This window comes from Allobosea sp. WAO, from assembly GCF_001509835.1.
In the GTDB taxonomy this organism is placed as follows: Bacteria; Pseudomonadota; Alphaproteobacteria; order Rhizobiales; family Beijerinckiaceae; genus Allobosea.
Map to the genome: position 1 here is coordinate 69705 of NZ_JXTJ01000002.1, position 17126 is coordinate 86830.

The following is a 17126-nucleotide window of genomic DNA, read 5'->3' on the forward strand; positions in this document are numbered from 1 at the left end:
GGAGCAATTAGGACTCTCCCGTCCGGCGCGAAATGCCAGCCATGACACGGATAATCCCCAGCATGCCTCGAGTGCATATGGCAGCTAAGATGCAGGCCGCGGACCTCTCAATGACATCGCCGTCCTCGGTCCGCGTTCATGGCAAGGCAAAGCGCTCGTGCGACAGTTCTAATCCGAGCTGCGTCCATGATCCCTTGCAGTAAGTAGGCCGGAACCGCCCACTCGATGCGGAGCAAATTGAGCACCCGAGATCAACGCGCGCGCATTTGCTCGGTTCCAAGCACGAAACCGGGGCACAGCAGGCGCAAATCGCACACCCCATTTCGTTGTGAGTCGGCAGCGCCATCTGACTCGTCGGACCGGCGTGTGAGAACACCGGCTAGTGATGCAGGTTCGCCAGCGGCAGGTCGATGGTAACCAGCAAGCCGTCGGGCTGCCAGTCTTTGCTAATGTTCGCGTCAAGCCCTCTCAGAACTGCCTTCTCCAGCGCTGTTCCGAAGCCTTCGCGATCCGATTTCTTTCCCGACTGAGTACCGCTGATCTCTTGCCACACCATGCGCAGGGTGTGCTCGGTCAGACGAAACTCGATGTTCAAACTACCGCATGGCTCCGAGAGAGCCCCATACTTGGCGGCGTTAGTGGTCAGTTCATGAAGCAGCAAGGCAAGAGAGGTGAGCGCCTTGTTCGAAACTACTGTATCCGAGCCACCTATCGCGATCCGGGTTTCGTCGTCGAAGGCATGGGGCGCGAGGATCGCTTTCAACACAGCCATTGCGGTAGTCGGGGCCCCGTCCGGGGATTGATTGCTGGCAAGATCCGGCAGCGTAAGTTGGTGCGCATCCGATAACGCTCGCAAACGAGACTTGAGATCGGTGCACAGTTCCTCGGGGGAACGGGCGGTCCTGGCGCTGAGGGTGATCAAGCCGGAGGTCAGGGTGAAGAGATTTTTGATGCGGTGATTGATCTCCCGTAGGAGCATGTCCTGCTGCGCTCTGGCATCCTTGTGGAGCGTCAGATCATGGGAGAGCGTCAGGAGGAACTCGTCTTTTCGACGACCGGCTTCCTGGAGGGCCCTTGCCTGGATTGCGAGCTCGTCGCGCTGTGCCGCGATCTGCTGGCGCTGACGATGAAGTTCGAAAAAGACGTCCGCCTTGCTGCGCAGGATATCCGGCTCGATCGGCTTTTGGATGAAGTCAACCGCGCCGGTCCCGTAGCCGCGAAACCGGCGTTGAGCGTCGGCGCTGCCTGCGGTCACGAAGATGATAGGAATCCGCCGGGTGCGTTCATTGCCGCGCATCAGTTCTGCAAGCTCGAAACCGTCGAGCCCAGGCATCTGCACGTCGACGAGGGCGAGCGCAACGTCGTGGTCAAGGAGAAGCTCAAGCGCCTCGTCGCCGGAGCGGGCTTTGAGCAAGACAAGGCCGTCTCGGCGCAAGAGCGCCTCCAGGGAAAGCAGGTTTTCCTCAAGATCGTCGACCAGGAGAAAGTGGACAGGGCTCATGCTCGAACTCGGATGTTTTGGAGGCAAGTGGCGATCTGCTCTGGCGGCATCACGATCGCGGTTGGAACGGACTTGATCGCCGCCTCGGGCATCACCGAAGAGAACGCCCCCTTTGGTGACTGAACGAGTGCGGTCCCGCCAGCTTCGACGATTGCCTGTAGCCCCTTCGCCCCGTCCTGGTTCGCTCCTGTGAGGACGACCCCGATCAGCCCAGACCCGTAGGCATCGGCAGCGCTTTCAAAAAGCACGTCGATCGACGGCCGTGAAAACAGCACGGGCTCGTCGCTCGACAGCGCAAGGCACTTATCGGCCTCAATCAGAAGGTGGTAGCCTGGGGGCGCGAAATAGACTGTGCCGCCAAGGATCGGCTCTTTATCCTCAGCCTCCTTCACCAGCAGGCCGCACTTTGCCTGAAACAGCTCCGACAGCACGCTATCGCGGTCTGGGGGAACGTGCACAACGATCATGATCGGAAGACCAAACCCTTTTGGCAGCACTGGCAGGATCGCGGAGAGGGCCTCGAGCGCCCCCGCCGAGGCCCCGATGACGATGGCCTGAGCTTCAAGGGAACTCATGTCGCTCGCCTCTGATAGATTTTCTCTTCCCGCACGAAATCGTCAAAATCACTCGCATGTCGCGAAAAGCGCAGGCTCTCCTTCGCGCCGAGCCCGAGAAATCCCTTCCGCGCCAGCGATTCCGAAAAGAGTCCGATCGCGCGGTCCTGAAGCTTCCGGTCGAAATAGATCATTACGTTCCGGCACGAGATAAGCTGCATCTCGCCAAAGACAGCATCGGTAACGAGGCTATGGTCGGAAAAGACCACGTTGCGCCGCAATGTCCGATCGAAGGAGACCCGCCCGTAAGCCGCCTGATAGTAGTCCGACAGAGAGGACGTGCCGCCTGACTTACGATGGTTTTCGGTGAAGAGCTGCAGGCGATCCAGGGCGTAAACGCCGGCTTCCGCTGCCTGAAGGGCTTCCTGGTTGATGTCTGTCGCGTAGAAGATCGTGCGCTCCTCCAGCCCCTCTTCCCGAAAGAGTATGACGAAGGAGTATAGCTCCTCGCCCTCGCTGCAGCCGGCAATCCAGACCTTGAGCGAGGGATAGGTCCGCAGATGCGGCACGACATTTTCGCGGATCGCGCGGAAATAATCGGGATCGCGAAACATTTCGCTGACCTGAACGGTCAGATAGCGCAGGAGCCTCGGCAGCATGGCCGGATCATGCAGCAAGCTTTCCTGCATCGCCGAAAAGGTCGCGAAACCCAGTTGCTGCCGAGCCTGTCGTAGACGCCGCTTAAGTGAGGCCATGGAGTAGTTGCGGAAATCGTAGTGGTAGCGCACGAACAGCGCCTCCAGCAGCAGCCGGATTTCGATGTCCTCGACCTTCTCTTCCGGCTCGCTCCGATTCACTTCGGCATCCAGACGCGCACGAGGGAAAGGAGCTTTTCCACATCCAGGGGCTTGGCCATGTAGTCGTTGGCGCCGGCGTCGATGCAGCGCTGTTGGTCGTCCGGCATGGCCTTGGCGGTCAGAGCGATGATGGGAAGCTTCTTCCAGTCCGGATTCTTACGGATCTCGCGCGTCGCGGTCAGGCCATCCATTACAGGCATCATCACGTCCATCAGGACAAGATCGATCGGCGAGTTTGCCCCTGGCGAGACCCGGTTGCCCGAAGCATTGGCCAGCGCGTCCAATGCCTCCTTGCCGTTGCGGGCTATGGCAATGGAAGCTCCTCGCGGTTCCAGGATATTCGTCAGCGCGTAGACGTTGCGGACATCGTCCTCGACGATGAGAATCCGGCGCCCCTCGAGCAACGCATCGCGGTTCCTCGCTTTCCGGATCATCTTCTGATGTTCGTCGGGGAGCTCCGAAATCACCTGATGGAGAAACAGGCTCACCTCATCTAGGAGACGTTCGGGGGATTTCGCGCCCTTGATGATGATCGATTTCGAGTAGCGCCGCAAACGCTGCTCATCATCGCTTGAAAGTTCCCGGCCGGTGTACACGATGACCGGAGGAAAGGCGTAGGCTGCTTCTCTGCTGAGAGTTTCAAGCAGGGAGTAGCCGGAGGCGTCCGGAAGCGTGAGATCCAGCACCATGCAGTCGAAAGTCTGCTCGCCTAGCAGCGCGATGCATTCGGCCGCCGTGCCGGCGGTCACCGTCTCGACCTCCGCGGAGGAGAGCAACTTGGCTACCGCGTCGCGTTGTACGGGATCGTCCTCGACAATCAGCACGCGATGGACGCGTTGCGTGAGCCTTGTCTCAAACTTGCGCAGGACCTCGACCAATTGCTCGCGTTTCACCGGCTTGATCTCGTAGCCTACAGCGCCGAGCGAGAAGGCAGTCTCGGCATGGTCCGTACCAGACACCACATGGATTGGAATGTGCCGCGTGGTGGTGTCGCGCTTGAGCCGGTCGAGCACTGACAGGCCAGATTGGTCGGGGAGCCCGACGTCGAGAATGATGGCGCTTGGCATAAACTCGCGAGCGAGGCTCAAAGCCTCGTCCGCGGTCCCGGCGACGAGTGATCTAAAGCCCATTTCACGGGAGAGATCGCGCAGGATAGCGGCAAAACTGTCATCATCCTCGACGACCAGGAGGACGCGCTTGTCGCCGTCGAGCGCGTGCCGATCATCATCGATCCGTCGAACAGGAGCGGGCGAAAGAGGGTGAGCGGCTTCGTAAGACGCTGCGGCGTTCGCCGAAGCAGCAGGTATAACCGGCTCGCGCGATGCCACCTGTGCGGCGTCATAGACGGCCGGAATCGTGACCGTAAATGTACTCCCCTGCCCTTCGGTGCTGCTAACCGCGAGGGAGCCGCCAAGCAGCCGGACGAGTTCACGCGAGATTGAAAGACCGAGGCCGGTGCCCCCGTATTTGCGACTGATCGTCCCATCGGCCTGATGAAACGCCTCGAAAATGCGCTTCTGCTGCTCCGGGCTAATGCCGATTCCCGTGTCAGAGACAGCAAAGGCGATCCGGCCTTCAGCGACGTTCTGAATGGCAAGCTGTACCTGGCCAGCCTCAGTGAACTTGCAGGCATTCGACAGTAGATTCTTCAGCACCTGCTCGAGCCGCTGCCAGTCCGTTTCGATCTTGCTTGGGCAGTCCGTGGCAATCTCAATGCCAAACGCGAGCTTTCGTTCGCTCGCGACAGGTTGGAAGAGCTGCCGCAAGTTGCCTGCGAGCCGTTCCAGCTCGATCGGTTCAGGCCTGATTTCGACGTGACCGGCCTCGATCTTCGACAGATCGAGAATGTCGTTGATCAGGTTTAGCAGGTCGTTGCCGGATGACTGGATGGTCTTGGCGAATTTGACCTGCTCATCGGTGAGATTGTCGTTGGGATTGTCAGCAAGCAGCTTGGCAAGGATGAGAGACGAGTTCAGAGGCGTCCTGAGCTCGTGGGACATGTTCGCGAGGAAGTCGGACTTGTAGCGGCTCGCCTGCTCTAGCTCGCGCGCTTTGAGCTGGACCGAGGCATTGGTGCGCTCAAGGTCGTCACGCTGGGTCTCGAGCTGTTGCGCCTGTTCCTCAAGCTGCGAATTCGTCTGTTCGAGTTCCACCTGTTGCTGTTCGAGGCGTCCCTGCGACTCCTTCAGAGCACGGCCTTGCTCTTCCAACTCCTCGTTGGAGACTCGCAACTCCTCGCTCTGCGTTTGGAGTTCCTCAGCTTGCCGCTGCGTCTCTTCCAGAAGATTCTGCAACTCTTCGCGGTACTCAGCAGAGCGCACCCCCACCGCGACGGATTGCGACGCCTCATTGAGGAGAGCGATGATGCTTTCGTCGACGGGCCGCAAGAAACCAAGTTCGATCACTGCGTTGACCGCACTATCATCGATGGCAGGAAGGATAGCGATGTGTCGCGGAACGTCTTGGCCCAACGCAGAGCCGAAGGCGATGTACCCATCCGGCACATTCTCTATGACGATCGGCCGGGCTTCTGCGGCCGCCTGGCCGAGCAGTCCTTCCCGCAACCTGACACTGTCCGGAACTGCAGCACCATCTGGTACACCGTATGTGGACACACGACGATAGACGTCTCCGCGACCGGCGAACAATGCCCCGGCCACTGCCCCGGTGTGGCCTGCCAAGAATTCTAGTATGCTATCGCCGAGCTTACCGATGGGCTGATCCCCCATCATGGCTGCGGCCAAACCGACTTGAGCAGCCTGCAGCCACTCTTCTCGCCTACGGGCCAATGTAGCGCGGCGGATGAGGACAGCGATCGTACCGGTTAACAGCAAGCCAAGCGCGCCTGCGAGCAAGCTGCTGGCCATGGCGGTGCGCTGTGCGCCCCCCATCTCGTCAATCCGTCTGATGCGAGTTCGCGTCTCTTCATCAGCCATCGCTGACAGCACCGTGCGGATGGCGTCCATCGCGCTCTTGCCACGCTCGGAGTTAACGACGGAAAGAGAAGCCGCGAGGTCTTTTGTACGCCTGAGGTCGATCGTCTCCCGCATCTCGTCGAGCTTTGCGTCCAGATGCTGTTTCAACGATCTTAGACGGGGCTGTTGCGCAGGATTGCTCACGGACAGCTCTGCGATCTGTTCTAGTCGCGGAGGTATCGCTCGCAACGCGGCTTGATACGGCTCAAGGTAGCGCTCGTCATTGGTGAGAAGAAACCCTCGCTGCCCGGTTTCGGCGTCCTGCACGGTCGAAAGCATCTGGTCGAGAGCCACGATTGCCTCATGCGTGCGCACGACGCTGGCATTGCCTTCGCGGAGCATTTGCAGATTAAGAAAGGCAACGACTCCGCTGACCAAGAAAAAGGCCACGGCACCGCCAAGTCCTATGGCCACCGCCGGCTCGAGCCCAAGAGTCCACTTCGATGAGTCGATTTTCGAGGCAGGTCTCATAAGTGATCTCGTCGAAGCTTCGGCCACGGCAACGTCGCGCAAATTCACCAAGCGCCGCCACGTTTAGCAGGCTTTAGAATTTAAACGACGGACGATTAGAGTTCACAGTGTTAGGGGAACCGGCCTCGCCAGTCGAGCTGACGAACCACCGCATGCGTCGATCCATCCCCGCTTGGTTCGGGAGCGCGCTCCTCTGTAGTCTGCGCCAGCTTACATGGCGACTAGCAAGGTCGGCCGCAACACGGCGTGACAATCCCGCGCCGCGGGAGAAGCCGGCGAGACTCATCTGCCGACACAGGCATCTTAATCGCCTTCCGCCTCGACAATCTGGAACAGTTCGAGCCTGCAATCCGTTTCGGAAAGGATCTTTTCAGGAGGCTTTCATGACCGCTCGTTCCGAGGCCGCGATTCGTCCCCTGCTCTATCAGCCGGAGTTCGAGCAACCTGAACCGCAGGAGCGCGCGACCGAGGATGGCCTCGTTGCGACGCTCCGCAGCATCAGCGAAACGACGCTGAAAGAAGAGGGCCGCGCACTGCGCAGCGTCCACGCCAAGAGTCATGCATTGCTGCAAGGCGAGATGACGGTGGTACCGGACCTGCCCCCCGAACTCGCCCAAGGGCTTTTTGCGGGGACGGGGACCTATCCTGTGATCATGCGCCTGTCGACCATTCCAGGCGACGTCCTCGACGACGACGTTTCTGTCCCCCGCGGCCTCGCCTTGAAGGTGATTGGCGTAGAGGGAGAGAGGCTACCCGGGTCTGAGACCGAGGCGGTTCAGGATTTCGTGCTTGTCAACGGACCGGTCTTCGCCGCGCGCACCGGCAAGGCCTTCCTCGGTAATCTGAAGCTGCTCGCTGCGACGACCGACAAGGGGCATTTCCTGAAGAAGGCGCTTAGCTACACGCTTCGGGGGATCGAGAGCGCAGTCGAGCGCGTCGGCGGCGAAAGTGCAACCCTCAAGCAGCTTGGTGGCCATCCCGCCACGCACCCGCTGGGCGAGACATATTTCAGCGCTGCCCCGATCCTGTTCGGCGACTTCATGGCCAAGGTCCAGCTCGTTCCTGTCATCCCGGAACTGACAGGCCTCACCGACCAGCCGGTGAAGGTCTTCGGGCATCCAGACGGCCTGCGCGAGGCCTGCAACGACTTCTTCTCCCATCAAGGCGGACGGTGGGAACTCCGCGTCCAGCTCTGCACCGATCTGGAGACGATGCCGATCGAGGACGCAAGCGTCGAGTGGCCGGAGAAGCAAAGCCCCTATCGGACCGTCGCCACGATCAGCGCCCCCTCCCAGATTGCCTGGGACGAGGGAAAGTCGCGCGCCATCGACGACGGCCAATCGTTCAGCCCTTGGCACGGGCTTGCGGCACATCGACCGCTGGGCTCGATCATGCGGTTGCGCAAGGCTGCATATCGCAGCTCGGCTCGTTTCCGCTCGGAGCACAGCGGCTGTCCGATGCACCAGCCGCGGAAGCTGGAGGACGTCGAGCTGCCCGCCTGAGCAAATGCGGACCGATCGTACCAAGCGCCCACTCTAAATCCAGGGGAACTTCCTTCGTAGCTTCCTGTTGGACACACGTCAGCGGCCGGGGGGTCACCATCATCGGATCGGAGATTTCCGAATGTCCCAGGCGCGCCCCGGCTCAGCCGAAATACCGATCCAGATCACCATCAATGGAGAACGACGCTGCGTAGAGCTCCAGCCCTGGACCACGCTCCTTGATTTGCTCAGGCACGATCTGGCGCTGACGGGCACGAAGAAGGGCTGCGATCACGGCCAATGCGGCGCCTGCACTGTCCTCATCGACGGCCGTCGTATCAACTCCTGTCTCCAGCTCGCAGTGATGCAGGACGGCAAGGCGATCACCACGATCGAGGGTATCGGGCAGGGCAGCCATCTGCACCCCTTGCAACAAGCCTTCATCGAGCGCGACGCGTTTCAGTGCGGCTATTGTACGCCCGGCCAGATTTGCTCCGGCATCGCCCTAATCGAAGAAGGGAATGCCGTCACGCGAGATGAGATTCGCGAGCTGATGAGCGGCAACATCTGTCGCTGCGGCGCCTACCCCAACATTGTCGACGCGATCCAGGATGTGCTGGTTCAGCGCTCGGGCGTCATCAGGGAGGCAGCGGAATGAACCGCTTTTCCTATCACCGCGCCGAGACCCTTGCCGACGCGATTTCGCATCTCCGCAGCAATCCGGCCGCAGCTATCATCGCCGGAGGCACCAATCTCGTCGACCTAATGAAATACGAGGTCGAACGCCCCGGCGAGTTGGTCGACCTCACCCGTCTGGACGAACTGCGCGGCATCTCCGAGACGCCGGATGGTGGAATGCGCATTGGTGCTCTCGTGCCGAACAGCGATGTCGCCTATGACGAACGCATCGCCAAGCTTTATCCCCTGCTGACGCACGCCGTCCTGGCGGGTGCTACGCCGCAACTGCGAAATGCGGCTACGACCGGCGGCAACCTCAACCAGCGCACCCGTTGCTATTACTTCAACGATGTCGCCACGCCCTGCAATAAGCGCGAGCCGGGCTCGGGCTGTGGCGCGATCGGTGGCGTTAACCGCATCCACGCCATCCTCGGCGCCAGCGACCAATGCATAGCGACACATCCCTCGGATATGTGCGTCGCGCTTTCCGCGCTCGACGCCACGGTCGAGGTGGCCGGGCCCGATGGCGAACGGCGTATCTCTTTCCGCGAGTATCATCGCCTGCCCGGAGACGAGCCCCAACGCGACAACACCTTGCGCCAGGGTGAGATCGTGGTCGCGGTGACGCTGGCCGGAGAAGCATCGTACTTCGCCGAAAACTACACCTACTTGAAACTCCGCGACCGTCTTTCCTACGCCTTCGCTCTCGTATCGGTTGCGGCAGCGCTGCAACTCGATGGTGGACGCATCGCTGCGGCGCGACTGGCGCTCGGAGGTGTTTCACATATGCCCTGGCGGAAGCCGGACGCCGAGAATGCGCTCGTCGGAATGGCCGCCGGCGAGGAGACTTTCACCCGCGCCGCCGACATTTTGCTCGCCGGCGCCCAGCCTCACGAACACAACGCCTTCAAGGTCGATCTCGCGCGCCGTGCGATCGTGCGGGCGCTGACCCAGGCGGCTGCGGCGACGCCGCAGTCGCTGAGCGATAAGCGGATCGCTTGAGGAGAACGCCATGCTGAAGAATGATCCGCATATCGGCTCTCCCCGCAATCGCGTCGACGGGCCGGCCAAGGTCACCGGGGCTGCAACCTACGCAGCCGAATTCGCCGCGACCGATCTCGGCCATGGCTACATTGTCGAGAGCGCGATTGCTCGCGGGCTCATCCGCTCGATCAATGTCGCTGCGGCTGAAGCCGCGCCGGGTGTGATCAAAGTCTTCACCCATGAGAACCGGCCACAGACGGCGTGGTTCACCTACAAGTACCGCGACCAGGTCGGACCTCCGGGCTCGCCCTTCCGCCCGCTTTACAGCGAAGAAATCCAGTATAGCGGCCAGCCCATCGCGCTTGTCGTGGCAACGAGCTTCGACGCCGCCCGCGATGCGGCCGCGCTCGTGATCGTAGAATATGCGGAGAAGCCGCATCTCACGGATCTGAGCATCGCCCGGAAAGACGCCTACAAGCCCCCCAAAAAGCGCTTGGGCATCGCCCCCCCGCCCGATCCGCGCGGCGACGCCGTCAAGGCGTTCAGCGAAGCGCCAGTTAGCGTCAGCGCGGAATACGCCATCGCACCCGAGCATCACAACCCGATGGAGCCGCATGCAACGACTGTGATCTGGGAAGGCGACGGCAAGATCACCGTCCATGACAAGACGCAAGGGGTGCAGAACAGCCAGGCCTACGTCGCCAGCGTCTTCGGCCTGTCGAGCGACAATGTCCGCGTCGTGGCGCCTTATGTCGGTGGCGGCTTCGGCTCCGGCCTCCGCCCGCAACACCAGCTCTTCCTCGCCGTGATGGCGTCACTGGCGCTCGAACGCTCGGTGCGTGTCGAGCTGACGCGGCAGCAGATGTTCGGCCATGTCCACCGCCCCGAGACCATCAACGCCGTGGCGCTCGGCGCTGATGCTGATGGCAAGCTCGTGTCGATCCAGCACCACGCAGTCGCCGCGACGTCGCAATTCGAGGACCACCAGGAGAATGTCGTAAACTGGTCGGGCATGCTCTACCACGCGCCAAACGTCGATCTGCGTTACGAACTCGCCAAGCTCGACATCTACTCTCCCGGCGACATGCGGGCGCCCGGCGCGCCTCTCGGCCTGTTCGCGCTCGAAAGTGCGATGGACGAACTGGCGATAGCCGCGAAGATCGACCCTATCGAGCTGCGCCTGCGCAACTACACCGACCACGACGAGAATGATGGCAAGGTCTTCACCTCGAAGGAGCTTCGAGCCTGCTATCGCGAAGGTGCCGAGCGCTTTGGTTGGAACAAGCGCAACGCCCGACCGTGTTCTATGCGCGATGGTCGAGAACTGATCGGGTGGGGCATGGCGAGCGGCGTCTGGGAAGCCGGAATGATGAAGACGGCGGCGCGGGGGGTCTTCACGGCCGATGGCCGCCTTGAACTCTCCTGCGCCACCTCCGACATCGGAACCGGAACCTACACCATCCTGAGCCAGATCGGTGCCGAGACACTCGGCCTCGAGATGGAACAGGTCACGGTGAAGCTGGCGGATTCTACTCTCCCGGCGTCGCCCGTGCAGGGCGGATCGTGGACAGCAGCCTCTGCTGGCAGCGCCGTCATGGCCGCCTGCCAGGACCTGCAGGCGCAGCTATTCAAGCTGGCGCGCAAGATCGATGGCTCGCCATTCGCCGACGCAAGCGATGACGACATAGCTTTCGTCAACGGCAGAATCCTACTGCGGACCAACCCTGCCAAGTCCGTGTTGCTGGCTGAGGCGCTTGCAGCGTCGGGCGAAGAGAAGCTGGAGGCGGAGAAGAGCGCAAGCCCCGGCCTGATCGGGCCGATGCGCTACGCGGCGTACACACACTCAGCCGTGTTTGCCGAGGTGAGGATTGACGCGGAGCTTGGGCAGATCCGCGTCACACGCATCGTCAATGCAGTCGCGGCCGGACGCATCCTCAACCCCAAAACCGCGCGCAGCCAGATTATCGGCGGTGTCGTCTGGGGCATCGGCATGGCGTTGCACGAGGAGACGCTAACCGACCACCGCCTCGGTCGCATCATGAACCACTCGCTCGCTGAGTATCATGTCCCGGCGAACGCCGACATCTACGACATCGACGTGGTCTTCGTCGAAGAGCATGACGACAAGGCGAGCCCGATCGGCGTCAAGGGGCTCGGCGAGATCGGCATCGTCGGCACAGCGGCCGCCATTGCAAACGCGATCCACCATGCCACGGGCAAACGGCTGCGCAGCCTGCCGATAACCCTCGATAAACTGCTGGCGGCCTGATCGCGAAAGCTTGCCGGCGTTTCGCGAGCATCGGCCCAGCGACTAGCTTCCAGCTCATTGAGTTCAGGTGGACGGCCCACCTCTTGAGTGATTTCCATAATCCGCTCTAGGACTCGACGATAGTCGCCTGAGTTGCGGACAATCCGCAGGGGTTCGTCAGAATCGCGGCACTTGGGCATGCAGGCCGTCTCTCGCTCCAATCTATCTCAACCTCTCGTGATGCTTGAAGGTTCGGCGACCGAGTGCCGATCGCGGGAGGGAGCTCGGTAGAGGGAAGTACACCTTAATGGCTGCAGATCGGGCCAGGTCGTCCCTGTACACTTAGTCGGACTGCAACGATCAGGAGGACGCCAATGCGACGAGCCGCGGCGGCGACTATGATGTTGATCGGGGCTAGCAACCCGACGCTGGCTTCGGAATGGATCGGTCGATGGGGAGCGCCCAACTGTGCGCGCGAGGCAACGATAATCGGTTTGAGCCCGAAGCAGTTGGACCTGTCGACATTCGAAACCTACTGCCAGAGCGTCAGATCAAAGAAGCAGCCAGACGGCTATGAACTCACCGCTCAATGCAGCGGAGAAGGCCGCCCTATGCGGGTGTCATTTTTCATTCGCGTTGAGGCAAACGAGCTGACTTTCACGCGTCTGCGCGGGTTCGATTTCGATCCGAAACGGTTTCGACGTTGCTGATAGCGCGGGCGTTTTGGGGAGCTGCGATGAGCAGAATTTGGATGGCGGTCGCGGCCATGGCTGCGTCAACTGCGTGCGGCGGAGCGGCTCAGGCGGCTTGCCGGTCGCAAATACAGATTCCGAAGGGTGCCGAATTAGCTTCGGGCTCGATTTGAGCGGCTATAGCCCCATACATGCACGGACGGTTTTACAGCAGTTCGAAATTATGAAAAAGCCAGATCGTGGATTCCTAGATAAGGTTGGAGAATTCACGTTCTTCTACAAGCCAAAGGCCAGTTTCACTGGGAAAGACAGCTTCGTTGTTTATCTATGCGAGTCCAATCTTTCTGGAAAGGGGTGTACTAGAATAAACTACGTCGTGACGGTGAGGTAGTCGCCCGAAACGAAGGGCTCATAGGCGCACGAAAGTTAGATAATCGGTTTGCCGCCGGTCACCGCGATTGTCGCGCCTGACACATAGCTCGAGAGCGGGTCGGCCAGCATGACGTACGCGGTAGCAAGCTCGGCCGGCTGCCCGGGACGCTTCATCGGAACCTGCTTGCCGAAGTTCGAGACCCTCTCGGCATCCATCGTCGAGGGAATGAGCGGCGTCCAGATTGGCCCCGGCGCTACTGCGTTTGCGCGGATGCCCTTCTCTGCAAGGAGCTGCGCCAGTCCCGCCGTGAAATTCTGGATCGCGCCTTTCGTCGTGGCATAGGCGAGGAGCGTCGGATTCGGCATGTCGGCATTGACCGACGCGGTGTTGATGATCGCGCTACCCGGCCGCATATGAGGAACCGCTGCCTTTGTCAGATAGAACATCGCATGGATGTTGACCTTGAAGGTCAGCTCCCACTCGTCATCAGAAATCTCGCCGATGTCGTCAAACGTCGCTTGATGCGCGGCATTGTTGACGAGAATGTCGATCCCGCCGAGCTTGGCCTTTGCGGTCTCAATGATCGAGCGACAATGTTCCGCAGACTGAATGTCTCCGGGAACAAGGATTGCTTTGCGTCCCGCCTTCTTCACCCAATGCTTTGTCTCGGCCGCGTCCTCATCTTCGTTCAGGTACGATATGAGGAGATCTGCTCCTTCCCGGGCGAAAGCGATCGCCACCGCGCGACCAATTCCACTGTCGCCACCTGTGATGATGGCACGCTTTCCCAGAAGCCGGCCCGAACCCTTGTAGGACGACTCGCCGTGATCGGGCTTGGGGTCCATCTGGCCGGTCACCCCCGGCATCGATTGCTGCTGCTCGGAAAACGGCGGCTTGGGGTGCATGGCAAAGCTCCATTCAGGTTGCTGACGCCGACTGTCCGCTGTCGAAGTGGCCGGCGCCCGTCTTCGTGGGCAGTCCCCACTTCGAGTCTCAAACCGGCGAGCCGAACCGCAGGTTCCTCGCCTTATCGAGGGTCGAGCGACTGGCGAATGCGTAACGCTGCTCGAACAGCCGCTTTCCGACTGCATCTTCGAGCCGCTTCATCTGCATGCTGACAGCGGGTTGCGTCCGCCGCAGCTTCTCGCCGCTCGCTGTGAAGCTCTCGGTTTCGACGATCGTGACAAGGGTCCGAAGAAGCTCGGTGTCCAGCGGCGTTCGCATGCACAGACCATAGCCGGCTGGGTGCCGTAACGACAGGGATACGCGACGGAATCCCCGCTCCTTAGCTCGCCTGGTCATATGGGAGGGCGGTCGGGCGGCCAAATGCACCGTCCTCTACACCAACACGCCGCGACAAATCCCGACACTGGATCTCAAGCCTGGGAACACAGTGCGGGCACGCCCGTTAGGCCAGAAGGGAGCAGCCTCCTTTGAGAAGGACTGTCATCATGAATACCGAAAACGGTTTCAAAGCGATGTCGCAGAATGCCGACAAGGATGATCCCGATCAAAAGGATGCCGCCGACTCGTCAATCGAGAAAGGCTTCGACGAGGACAGTCACCTCTCGGAAGCAAGCGATCGCGCCGCTGAGATCCAGCGCCTGCTGATGGATGAAATCCGGGATCGGCCACTACGAGCATTGGGCTGGGCTGCGACTGCTGGCTTCGTGCTTGGCATCTGGGTTTCGAGATAGGCCATGGCCGGCATGGCTGTCCTCCTGTTGGCGCGGATCAAAGCCGTCATCACACGATCGCTCACTGTGTACGGCTTGCTGGCCGTCGGCTGTTTGATCCTTATCTTCGCAGCCGGATACGCCCTGGACGCCGGGCGCGCAGCGCTGGCATTTCGCTATGGCCCCGTGATTGCGAGCCTGGCGATAGCTGGCGGGCTGCTGGTTGCCGCAGGTCTTCTTGTGGGCCTGGCTATGTATCTGTGGCGCCGGCCCAGGCCCATGACCTCCGAGCTCGAGAAGGCGTCGCCTTTCAGCACCCCACCCTATCCCGCGCCGTATTCGATCCGACGCCTGGGAGCAATTGCCTCGGCTGGCGCAGGGGCCGCTTGCGCGGGCCTGGTGATTTACCTGGTCAGTGCTCGCCGTCGAACCGTCGTGGATGAGCAGGATGTCGACATCGATTGAGGGACTTGGGGTCGAAAGGTCGCTGGCGGACCGGTAGCGATTGTCGGGGAACGAGCGCGTGGGCGAACAACTTCCTGATCTAAGGACCAACGCCCTTCATCTGTGTATCGATATGCAGCGGCTATTTGGCCAGGAAGGTCCTTGGTCCACCCCATGGATGGCTCGCGCTCTGCCGCAGTGTGTCGCCTTGGCGGAGCGCCAACCGCAAGCCACCATTTTCACACGGTTCATAACTCCGGCGACGGCGGAAGAGACCGTCGGAGCTTGGCGAGATTTCTATCATCGCTGGCCCGAAACGACACGCGACCGCCTTCATGCCAGCTTGCTGGAACTGCTCCCGGAGCTTGCTCGGTTCACGCCGCCGGCGCGAGTTTTCGACAAGCCAGTCTATTCGGCCTTTGCAAGCCGCAGATTGCTCGCCCATCTCCGCGAGAGGTCAATCGATACGGTTATTCTGTCGGGCGCGGAGACTGACATTTGCGTGCTCTCCTCGGCGTTGGGAGCCGTCGATCACGGATACAAGGTGGTTATCGCGACCGACGCGGTCTGCAGTTATTCCGATGCAGGCCATGATGCTCTGCTGGCGCTGTTTCGGGAACGCTTCAGCCAACAGGTCGCGGCGGCGACAACAGGTGAAATTCTGGATCACTGGCAAAGAGATTAGGGCCCGCAGACGGGGGCATGCTCCGAAGCTCGCCGGGGCGTCACCAAAGCCGCGAACCAATCCTGCCCAGTAGCGTTCTAAGTTCGGTCAAGGAGATCAGCCATCGACGCTATCCAGGGGCTGGTCGCGAGTTCTCTGGCGAGCATAAACCCCCAACCAGAGAGCGCAGGAGAACGGTCATGATCCACCACGTCTCTCTGGGCACTAACAATGTTGGTCGAAGCCGTGCCTTTTATGATGCTGTGCTCGTAGTGCTCGGCCTGCGGCTAATCAAATCCTCTGAAGAGTCGGTGGACTACGGTGTGTCAGGAGTAATGTTTAGCTTGGAGACGCCCGTTAATGGCGCTCCTGCCTCGGCCGGAAACGGCGTACACATCGCCTTCGATGCGGGCGACCGGTCTGTAGTCGATGAATTTTACAGAATCGCCTTGCAGCACGGGGGCACCGACGCAGGGCCTCCAGGACTCCGGCCGACCTACAATCCCAACTACTATGGCGCGTTTGTGCTCGATCCCGACGGCAACAAGATCGAAGCGGTTACGCACAATGGCAAATAGCGGTCGGCGCCGAGCTCAGACGCCCGGCTATGCTCGCCTGTCCACAGTTGGAATTCGAGCGGTGGAGCGTTTCTTCCGGGACAACGGTCTTAGCCTGGCTCTCCTGGCAATGTTCATAGCGTCTCTCGGCGGCATGGCACTAACCGGACACGCAGCGCACAACCAGCAGCTGGCCGCACATGCTCAAAGCACAGTTAGTCTCGGAAGCTATTTGCTTGGAGGCGCATTTCTTTCGGCGCTTTTTGAGAACTGGGAGAGCGAATTTCTTCAGATGGCGGTCTTCGTCGTGCTTACGGCAATCCTGTTCCAACGAGGCTCGGCAGAATCTCGCGATCCTGACGCTCCGGAGAGAGAGAACGACGCAGTCGCCTGGCGGGTGCGCTATCCCTCGCTAGGATGGCTCTATGAACACTCCCTCGGACTTGCCCTTGCGTTTCTGTTTGTTGCGTCCTTTGCCCTCCATTGCTGGTTCAGCCTCATTAACGCCAACCGCGAAGCCTCGCTGCATGGAAGGGAGGCACAGTCCATTCTGAGCTATCTCGGCGATTCTCAACTCTGGTTTGAATCATTTCAGAACTGGCAATCAGAGTTCCTGTCGACCGCCGTATTGGTCTTGCTTTCGATATTTCTTCGGCATCGAGGTTCGCCAGAATCCAAGCCGATGGGCGCCGCCCATCGAGACACTGGAGACTAGCTGGAAGGGTAGAGCTGCCGCGCAGAGCCGCTTTTCCTTGAGAGGTCGCCATAGCTCGCGAGATCGGACGCCCCGTGTGATTGCGTGACCGACGCCTGCTAAAAACTGCTTGAGCGTGGAACCCAAAGCCGCCTACGCCGTTAGCTCGCGTGGTCAATTGATAAAGCCTGCTGCTGATGTCCTCCTCGACGGCGATCTGGTTGCTCACTGTGGTCCGCGTTGCCATCACGGTCTGCTTCATCAGCTGCGGAATCCC

14 protein-coding genes are annotated in these 17126 nt (G+C 60.7%); 9 read left to right on the forward strand and 5 right to left on the reverse strand.

Annotation, left to right across the window (positions count from 1 at the left end):
* Positions 1-379 precede the first annotated feature (379 nt).
* From DK26_RS01215 to DK26_RS01230, 4 genes are read right to left on the reverse strand one after another with little or no spacing between them, the layout of a single operon-like run.
* The gene (locus tag DK26_RS01215; RefSeq protein WP_066467531.1) at positions 380-1501 is read right to left on the reverse strand and encodes a response regulator; all 1122 of its coding nucleotides are present in this window, start codon (positions 1499-1501) and stop codon (positions 380-382) included.
* Complete coding sequence (locus tag DK26_RS01220; RefSeq protein WP_066467532.1) at positions 1498-2076, reverse strand: chemotaxis protein CheB; 579 nt, start codon at positions 2074-2076, stop codon at positions 1498-1500. The genes DK26_RS01215 and DK26_RS01220 overlap by 4 nt, the downstream gene beginning before the upstream one ends.
* Positions 2073-2912: a CheR family methyltransferase gene (locus DK26_RS01225; protein WP_157089450.1), complete on the reverse strand. Its 840-nt coding sequence runs from the start codon at positions 2910-2912 to the stop codon at positions 2073-2075. Before DK26_RS01225 ends, DK26_RS01220 begins: the two co-directional genes overlap by 4 nt.
* Positions 2909-6358, reverse strand: coding sequence for a response regulator (locus DK26_RS01230; RefSeq protein WP_066467536.1), 3450 nt, complete (start codon positions 6356-6358; stop codon positions 2909-2911). The genes DK26_RS01225 and DK26_RS01230 overlap by 4 nt, the downstream gene beginning before the upstream one ends.
* Before the next feature lie 383 nt (positions 6359-6741).
* On the opposite strand from DK26_RS01230, the gene DK26_RS01235 reads away from it, so the two are divergent.
* From DK26_RS01235 to DK26_RS01250, 4 genes are all read left to right on the forward strand, one after another.
* Positions 6742-7860, forward strand: a complete 1119-nt coding sequence (locus DK26_RS01235) for a catalase family protein (RefSeq protein WP_066467538.1) — start codon at positions 6742-6744, stop codon at positions 7858-7860.
* Between the two features lie 121 nt (positions 7861-7981).
* Positions 7982-8497: a 2Fe-2S iron-sulfur cluster-binding protein gene (locus tag DK26_RS01240; RefSeq protein ID WP_066467540.1), complete on the forward strand. Its 516-nt coding sequence runs from the start codon at positions 7982-7984 to the stop codon at positions 8495-8497.
* Entirely contained in the window at positions 8494-9519 is a 1026-nt protein-coding gene (locus tag DK26_RS01245; protein ID WP_066467542.1) for a xanthine dehydrogenase family protein subunit M, read from the forward strand. Before DK26_RS01240 ends, DK26_RS01245 begins: the two co-directional genes overlap by 4 nt.
* 10 nt (positions 9520-9529) lie before the next feature.
* Positions 9530-11770, forward strand: a complete 2241-nt coding sequence (locus DK26_RS01250; protein ID WP_066467544.1) for a xanthine dehydrogenase family protein molybdopterin-binding subunit — start codon at positions 9530-9532, stop codon at positions 11768-11770.
* Positions 11771-12867: 1097 nt separating this feature from the next.
* Here DK26_RS01250 and DK26_RS01255 read toward each other — a convergent pair.
* Positions 12868-13719 carry an SDR family oxidoreductase gene (locus tag DK26_RS01255; protein ID WP_066467545.1) on the reverse strand — a complete coding sequence of 284 codons (852 nt, stop codon included), beginning with the start codon at positions 13717-13719 and terminating at the stop codon, positions 12868-12870.
* Between the two features lie 546 nt (positions 13720-14265).
* Here DK26_RS01255 and DK26_RS01265 point away from each other — a divergent pair.
* The 5 genes from DK26_RS01265 to DK26_RS01285 all read left to right on the forward strand — a co-directional run bounded on the left by DK26_RS01265 (position 14266) and on the right by DK26_RS01285 (position 16870).
* Positions 14266-14511: a hypothetical protein gene (locus DK26_RS01265; protein ID WP_066467549.1), complete on the forward strand. Its 246-nt coding sequence runs from the start codon at positions 14266-14268 to the stop codon at positions 14509-14511.
* A gap of 3 nt (positions 14512-14514) precedes the next feature.
* Positions 14515-14955, forward strand: a complete 441-nt coding sequence (locus DK26_RS01270; RefSeq protein ID WP_066467551.1) for a hypothetical protein — start codon at positions 14515-14517, stop codon at positions 14953-14955.
* 58 nt (positions 14956-15013) lie between these two features.
* Positions 15014-15619, forward strand: a complete 606-nt coding sequence (locus DK26_RS01275) for a cysteine hydrolase (protein ID WP_248309839.1) — start codon at positions 15014-15016, stop codon at positions 15617-15619.
* 179 nt (positions 15620-15798) lie between these two features.
* Positions 15799-16176 carry a VOC family protein gene (locus DK26_RS01280; RefSeq protein WP_066467553.1) on the forward strand — a complete coding sequence of 126 codons (378 nt, stop codon included), beginning with the start codon at positions 15799-15801 and terminating at the stop codon, positions 16174-16176.
* A 61-nt stretch (positions 16177-16237) separates the two neighbouring features.
* Positions 16238-16870 (forward strand): DUF6766 family protein, encoded by a 633-nt coding sequence (locus tag DK26_RS01285; RefSeq protein ID WP_157089452.1) that lies wholly within the window; start codon positions 16238-16240, stop codon positions 16868-16870.
* The last annotated feature ends 256 nt before the right edge of the window (positions 16871-17126 follow it).

What these genes read in the sequence shown, in the direction of transcription:
- DK26_RS01220 (WP_066467532.1), bottom strand. Translation starts at nt 2,076, where the DNA reads ATGAGTTCCCTTGAAGCTCAGGCCATCGTCATCGGGGCCTCGGCGGGG.
- DK26_RS01265 (WP_066467549.1), top strand. Translation starts at nt 14,266, where the DNA reads ATGAATACCGAAAACGGTTTCAAAGCGATGTCGCAGAATGCCGACAAG.
- DK26_RS01215 (WP_066467531.1), bottom strand. Translation starts at nt 1,501, where the DNA reads ATGAGCCCTGTCCACTTTCTCCTGGTCGACGATCTTGAGGAAAACCTG.
- DK26_RS01250 (WP_066467544.1), top strand. Translation starts at nt 9,530, where the DNA reads ATGCTGAAGAATGATCCGCATATCGGCTCTCCCCGCAATCGCGTCGAC.
- DK26_RS01280 (WP_066467553.1), top strand. Translation starts at nt 15,799, where the DNA reads ATGATCCACCACGTCTCTCTGGGCACTAACAATGTTGGTCGAAGCCGT.
- DK26_RS01255 (WP_066467545.1), bottom strand. Translation starts at nt 13,719, where the DNA reads ATGCACCCCAAGCCGCCGTTTTCCGAGCAGCAGCAATCGATGCCGGGG.
- DK26_RS01230 (WP_066467536.1), bottom strand. Translation starts at nt 6,358, where the DNA reads ATGAGACCTGCCTCGAAAATCGACTCATCGAAGTGGACTCTTGGGCTC.
- DK26_RS01270 (WP_066467551.1), top strand. Translation starts at nt 14,515, where the DNA reads ATGGCCGGCATGGCTGTCCTCCTGTTGGCGCGGATCAAAGCCGTCATC.
- DK26_RS01245 (WP_066467542.1), top strand. Translation starts at nt 8,494, where the DNA reads ATGAACCGCTTTTCCTATCACCGCGCCGAGACCCTTGCCGACGCGATT.
- DK26_RS01235 (WP_066467538.1), top strand. Translation starts at nt 6,742, where the DNA reads ATGACCGCTCGTTCCGAGGCCGCGATTCGTCCCCTGCTCTATCAGCCG.
- DK26_RS01240 (WP_066467540.1), top strand. Translation starts at nt 7,982, where the DNA reads ATGTCCCAGGCGCGCCCCGGCTCAGCCGAAATACCGATCCAGATCACC.